Origin of the sequence: uncultured Campylobacter sp. (assembly GCF_905373215.1) — a bacterium.
Lineage (GTDB): Bacteria > Campylobacterota > Campylobacteria > Campylobacterales > Campylobacteraceae > Campylobacter_B.
On record NZ_CAJPRT010000049.1, the window covers coordinates 1 to 4479 of the forward strand.

The 4479-nt window shown below is 46.6% G+C and carries 4 protein-coding genes; 1 reads left to right on the top strand and 3 read right to left on the bottom strand.

The genetic code is table 11. The annotated features are described in order from the left end of the window. On the top strand, nt 1-2460 hold a 2460-nt coding region (locus QZ176_RS10330; protein ID WP_295153388.1), incomplete at its 5' end, for an AAA family ATPase. 106 nt (nt 2461-2566) lie between these two features. On the opposite strand, the gene QZ176_RS10335 is transcribed toward QZ176_RS10330, so the two are convergent. From QZ176_RS10335 to QZ176_RS10345, 3 genes are read right to left on the bottom strand one after another with little or no spacing between them, the layout of a single operon-like run. Beyond that, on the bottom strand, nt 2567-2959 hold the full coding sequence (locus QZ176_RS10335) for a hypothetical protein (protein ID WP_295153390.1): 393 nt from the start codon (nt 2957-2959) through the stop codon (nt 2567-2569). After that, on the bottom strand, nt 2853-3464 hold the full coding sequence (locus QZ176_RS10340) for a hypothetical protein (RefSeq protein ID WP_295153391.1): 612 nt from the start codon (nt 3462-3464) through the stop codon (nt 2853-2855). The genes QZ176_RS10335 and QZ176_RS10340 overlap by 107 nt, the downstream gene beginning before the upstream one ends. A 55-nt stretch (nt 3465-3519) precedes the next feature. Then, nucleotides 3520-3684 carry a hypothetical protein gene (locus QZ176_RS10345; protein ID WP_295153393.1) on the bottom strand — a complete coding sequence of 55 codons (165 nt, stop codon included), beginning with the start codon at nt 3682-3684 and terminating at the stop codon, nt 3520-3522. Between the last annotated feature and the right edge of the window lie 795 nt (nt 3685-4479).

The window sequence follows — 4479 nt, forward strand, 5'->3', positions numbered from 1 at the left end:
ATTTTTAATAAATTTAGCATCGAAAAGACCGCGGTCGAGCTTGAGATCAAAAGCGAAATTTCAAATTTGCCTACGAGCTCAAACGTCACGAAGGAAAACGTGCGAATCTCGCGCGAGCTGATGAACTCACTAGAGGTCGCAAAAGGGCTGATGACGAGCTCGGGCGATAAATTTATCGCCGTAGATACTTGGCTGATTGCTAATTTAAACGCTGATCCGCTAAAGAAAATTCTGTCTAAATTTGCAGATCTTAGCGAGATCAAAAAGGAGCTAGAGGCGCTTCGCGGCGGTAAAAGCATCGATTCGCAAACCGCCGACGAGACGCTTGAGGCGCTTAGCAAATTCGGTGTCGATCTCACCGCCAAGGCAATCGCGGGCGAGCTCGATCCGGTCATCGGTCGCGACGAGGTGATCTCGCGAATGATGCAAATTTTAATCCGCAAGACGAAAAACAACCCTATCCTGCTCGGCGAGCCGGGCGTGGGAAAAACCGCGGTCGTCGAGGGTCTTGCGCAGCTGATCGCTAAAAAAGAGGTTCCGCTTAGCCTGCAAAACAAACGCGTCATCGCGCTTGATATGAGTGCGCTGATTGCGGGCGCGAAGTACCGCGGCGAGTTTGAAGATAGGCTCAAAGCCGTCATAAACGAGGTCGTAAAAGCCGCGAACGTCGTGCTTTTTATCGATGAAATTCACACCATCGTAGGCGCGGGCGCAAGTGAAGGCTCTATGGATGCCGCAAATATCCTAAAGCCCGCTCTTGCGCGCGGCGAACTGCACGCGATCGGCGCTACGACGCTGAAAGAGTACCGAAAGTATTTTGAAAAAGACGCCGCGCTTCAGCGCCGCTTCCAGCCCGTAACGGTCGCGGAACCTAGCGTGAGCGAGGCTACGGCGATCCTGCGCGGCATAAAGGAGCGGCTAGAGGTGCACCACAACGTCACCATCACCGATAGCGCGCTAGTCGCCGCCGCAAGGCTAAGCGACCGTTATATCAGCGATAGGTTTTTGCCCGATAAGGCGATCGATCTCATTGACGAAGCGGCGGCGGAGCTTAAAATGCAGATCGAAAGCGAGCCCAACGAGCTTGCCAAGGCTAAGCGCGACATCCTTACGCTTCAGGTCGAAAAGGAAGCCCTTAAGATGGAGGATGACAGCAAAAACGACGAGCGGCTTGCGCAGATCGACAAAGAGATCGAAAATTTAACCGAGCAGAAAAACGCGCTTCAGGCTAAATTTGAAAATGAAAAGTCCGTATTCGGCGGCATCAGCGAGGAGAAAAAAGCGATCGACAGCCTCAAAAACGAAGCAAGCTTAGCAAGACGCAACGGCGATCTTAGCAAGGCTGCCGAGATCGAATACGGCAAGATCCCTGCCGCGCAAGCAAAGGTTAAGGAGCTTGAGGCGAAATGGGACGCGATGAAAGAAAACGGTGTGCTTTTGCGAAACCGCGTGGACGAGGAGAGCGTGGCTGAAATTTTAAGCAAATGGACGGGCATCTCGGTAAGTAAAATGCTCTCCTCCGAAAAGGAGAAATTCCTCCACATCGAGGAGCATCTAAAAGAAAGCGTCGTGGGGCAGGATGAGGCGCTGCACGCCATCGCTCGCGCCGTCAAGCGCAACAAAGCGGGGCTCGTGAATGAAAATCGCCCGATCGGAAGCTTTTTGTTTTTAGGCCCTACCGGCGTCGGTAAGACCGAGAGCGCAAAGAGCTTAGCGAGGTTTTTATTCGATGACGAGCGGGCGATGATCCGCTTTGATATGAGCGAGTATATGGAAAAACACAGCGTCTCGCGCCTGCTCGGTGCGCCTCCTGGATACGTGGGCTACGATGAGGGCGGACAGCTTACCGAAGCTGTCCGCAGAAGACCGTATTCAGTGCTGCTTTTTGATGAGATCGAAAAGGCGCACAAGGACGTTTTTAACATCCTGCTTGGAATTTTAGACGACGGACGCGCAACCGATAACAAGGGCGTTACGGTCGATTTTAAAAACACGATCATCATCCTAACGAGCAATATCGGCTCGGCTAAGATTATGGAGCTTGACGCCAAAAATGCGGACAAGCCGCGCGAGGTCGCGCTTGCCGAGCGAGAGGAGGCGGTAAAGAGCGAGCTGAAGAATTATTTCAAGCCCGAATTTATCAACCGCTTGGACGATATCGTGATTTTCAATGCCCTAAGCGAGGACGATCTTATAAAAATCGTGGGCATTATGTTTAAGAGCCTGCAAAAAACGCTCGCAAACCGCGGCATTAGCGCGAACTTAAGCGAAGACGCCAAAAAGCTCATCGCCTCGGCGGGCTTTGATATCGAATACGGCGCAAGGCCGCTACGAAGGGCGCTTTACGACCTGGTGGAGGATAAGATCGCCGATATGATCCTAAGCGACGAGATCAAAACCGGCGATCGGATCGAAATCGGCGCGCACGGCGGCGAGATCGAGATAAAGAGGGTGAAGTAAAATTCAGCGGAATTTATCCTGCGGGGTGAATTCCGCGCTTCGATGGAACAAATTTGACGAGGTAAATCTAATACTTTATTAATATAAATTGGGCGGGTAATCTATCCTATTGTGAATTGAAACAGATCGCAAAGCCTGCGTTAATCGTCGCTTGCTTCAGTATAATTCCATCCTGTTGGGAATTGAAACGCCGAACGCCTCTCGATCTCCTCGCCCCTCGTATAGTAGAATTCCATCCCGTTGGGAATTGAAACCTAGCCTGTGCGTCTATCACGTAGAGTTTTTTACCCGTAGAATTCCATCCCGTTGGGAATTGAAACGCGACGTGCTCCCTGCTATCCGTAAGCACGGCGGCTATGTAGAATTCCATCCCGTTGGGAATTGAAACAAGACTACGGAGTTTGTAGAACGAATATAGCTTGAGTAGAATTCCATCCCGTTGGGAATTGAAACTGACGGATACGATAATAAGCCACACAAGAATTGTGTAGAATTCCATCCCGTTGGGAATTGAAACGCTTCAATTCTTCGTTCCTTTCAGGCTCCAGCCGCGTAGAATTCCATCCCATTGGGAATTGAAACGAAACTAATCTCAATAATGCCGAAAATATAGGCACGTAGAATTCCATCCCGTTGGGAATTGAAACCTTTTTCAGAAATAGTAAATTCTGCGTTATTTCAGTAGAATTCCATCCCGTTGGGAATTGAAACGGGCTTAGCGAGGGAAATTTAAACGCGCTTTTTGCTCGTAGAATTCCATCCCGTTGGGAATTGAAACCGACTTCTGTAGAAACGCAATCAAGCAAAGTTGAGTAGAATTCCATCCCGTTGGGAATTGAAACCTCTAAATTTCGGGCTATCGTGCCAGGATATTTGAGTAGAATTCCATCCCGTTGGGAATTGAAACAGGCCTCATACCTATCCATGAAAAGAAACCGGGTATTGGTAGAATTCCATCCCGTTGGGAATTGAAACCGAAACCGTACAAGGTTTTGAAGGCTCAAACAATACTCTGTAGAATTCCATCCCGTTGGGAATTGAAGCTGTCCTCGATTGATTTCATTTTTGCGTCAAGTTGTCTTGTAGAATTCCATCCCGTTGGGAATTAAACCCCCTCTTTGATGCGCTTATCGGCTTTGGGTTCGGAGTAGAATTCCATCCCGTTGGGAATTGAAACTCGGCATCATCGTAAGAATTGTTTGTAAGGGTAAGATAGAATTTCATCCAGTTAGGAATTGAAGCAAGAGATTAGTGATATGACGCTAGGGCGTTTCGTATTGTAAAATTCCATCCTGTTGGGAATTAAAACTTCTACCACTGCATTTTAAGTGTCCCACAAGAATGTGGAATAATTCTATCCTTTGGGAATTGAAACGCCTAAATGGGCTTATTGCACGATTTGCGTAGGCGGCAGAATTCATCTTGTTGAAATCAAAACGGATCTACGCGACACGCCTTTTGCGGCGGAAATGGGTAGAATTCTCATCTCGCTATAAAATTTAAAAAGATTAGTTGTGGCTGGGCTAGGATACAGCATGGGGCACTTATGCGAAATTTCATTCGGTTTCAATTTGCCACCAAATATATTAAATTTATAGGTTACTAATGAAATTTTGGAGTTACTCACAAATTAAAATTTTAACGAACTATATATTTACCACAATATAAATAGATTTAAATGCAACTCATTTAATAGCAATTCAAAATATTTGTAAAAATGCACGCCAGGGATCTTAAAAGCTAGGTTAAAGAAGGAATTCTGCATTAATTTTAATTAAATACGCTACAAATTTAAGATCATGAGCCAAAGTTAGAATTTAAAATTAAATTAGATGATACCAAAGAGGCAGAAAGATGGAAAAATTTTTATAAAGCAGAATTCGGTAGCATCTTCTGAAACTGCAAAACAAAGAATATCGGCGTGGTCGTCATAAAAAGGAAAAATCATCTAAATTTAATGGATACTACCGCCTTTGCCACATAAAACATAATAATTAAATGCCTCCGCCAATTATTTTT